Genomic DNA, 1,715 nt, shown 5'->3' on the forward strand with positions numbered 1-1,715 from the left:
TTTTCATGGATTTTGTAATGACTTCGAGATTTTCGTTGATCTCGTCCCGGGTCATGTGGTCGACTTCGGCGGACGTGTAGAAATCTTTCTTCGGCGTTCCGCCTTTGCTTGCCACGCTCGGCGGCGGCGTCGCTGCCGGTGTTGCGGTCGTTGTCTTCTTGTAAAGCTCGTACCGCTCCGAAATCGGCAGCTCCGGGTTTAATTTCTTGTTAAATTCCGCGAACGCGGAATCTTTTTTGAGTTTTTCGACGTCTACGCCTACTTTCGAGAGTTCGGCGGCCTCGTCGTTCAGTTTCTTCGCGGCCGTGAGTTCTTGATAGCAGATTTTATCGCGCTGCGTTCTCAACGGGATCGGCTTATCAGCCAGCCGTTTAAGTTCCGCTTCGATGTCTCCGCTTTCGATCACTTCGGCGGCGTCCGCCTTCCCGAGAATCTCCATATCGCGGGACGCGGTCTGCCTTGCAATTGCGTCGGACAACGGGATATTATTCGCCGTTGCCATGATCTGCGCGGCGGCGAGATTGATGTCAGCCGGAAGGCCGATCGCTTTCAGGTTCGCGGCGGTTTCCTCGTCGCGTTTCTTATAGCGTTCAAGCTCCTTCGTGTATCTCGCTGTCGCTCGGTTGATTGCGTCGGAGACCTCTTTCGGAGTCGTCTTCGCGGCCGGTTCGGTTCCCGGCGTTTCCGGTGCTCCGTCCGTTTTGGTCCCGTCCGTGAACGGGTTCGCTTCGGGCGCCTTCGCGGCTTCCGGCGCTGTTGCCCCTGCGGTCGCGGTTCCGCTCGTTGCGGGCGCTGCCGCGGGTTCGGTTACGGTAGCGGCGACACTACCGCCGGCGCCTGTTTCATCGCCGGCATTATCAGCCATGAATTCAAACATCGTTTACAGCTCCTTTTCTGTTTTGGGCGGCGAACTCCCGGACAGATAACCCTTTTTCAGCCTTTTATGATAAAAGCGTTATGCTTTTTCACCGTTCCTGTAGGGAAAGGTCTTGACCTTTCCGAGCGAACACGATCTTAAACCGTGTTCGCGGAAGATTGATGTCAATCTGAAAACTTTTATTCACGCCGAAGGTGCTGTTGACCGGAGCATTTTCGCGGGCTGTGAGCCCGCATCGGTCACGGTCCGACGGAAGAGTCAAGACCCTTCCCTACATGATCGGCGTCTGCTGTGTCTGACGCTGCGCGTGTGATTTTTACATCCACTGCCACATCGTCTTCGTCGATCTTCTCAATAACACTTTGCTATACTTGTTTCAACGTCAGATTGTCGGTGCAGCTTGCGCATTGTCCTTTGCTAATAAGCAATTTCATATTTGTCCTTCCTTTCTTTGCCTCCCTTGTTAAAGGGAATGGGGGAAGGGAATTCACGAGTGAATTCCCCGGATGAATTGCAAGCAATTCATCTTCCGTCTGCAACGGTGGGGGGATTCACGGGCGATTGAGTCGGGCCGCGCCCGATATCGCCCCCTACATCATCGAACCGTTCGGCATTGAAGAAACGCCGCCGGTCTGCATCTGCCGCAGCTGCTGAACCTGCTGCATCACTTCCGGGGACAGCTGCGGCTGCATCAAGGCCTCTTCCCTTGCCCGGGCTTGCGCTTGCGCCTGCGCCTGTTTTTGCGCCCGGGCCTGCGCTTCGGCCTGTTCCTTTGCCTGTTTCGCGGCGAGCTCCTGACGTTTATGCAGGATGTTTTTGAGGATCTGTTTCGGCGCGA

2 protein-coding genes are annotated in these 1,715 nt (G+C 55.5%); both read right to left on the reverse strand.

Going from position 1 to position 1,715, the window contains the following annotated elements; genetic code table 11:
- Positions 1-877, reverse strand: an 877-nt coding sequence (locus PKH29_12295) for a hypothetical protein (GenBank protein HNX15619.1), incomplete at its 3' end; no start/stop codon positions are given.
- Between the two features lie 590 nt (positions 878-1,467).
- A partial coding sequence (locus PKH29_12300; protein HNX15620.1) for a hypothetical protein occupies positions 1,468-1,715 on the reverse strand: 248 nt, incomplete at its 5' end.

It is taken from the genome of Oscillospiraceae bacterium (genome assembly GCA_035353335.1).
In the GTDB taxonomy this organism is placed as follows: Bacteria; Bacillota; Clostridia; order Oscillospirales; family JAKOTC01; genus DAOPZJ01.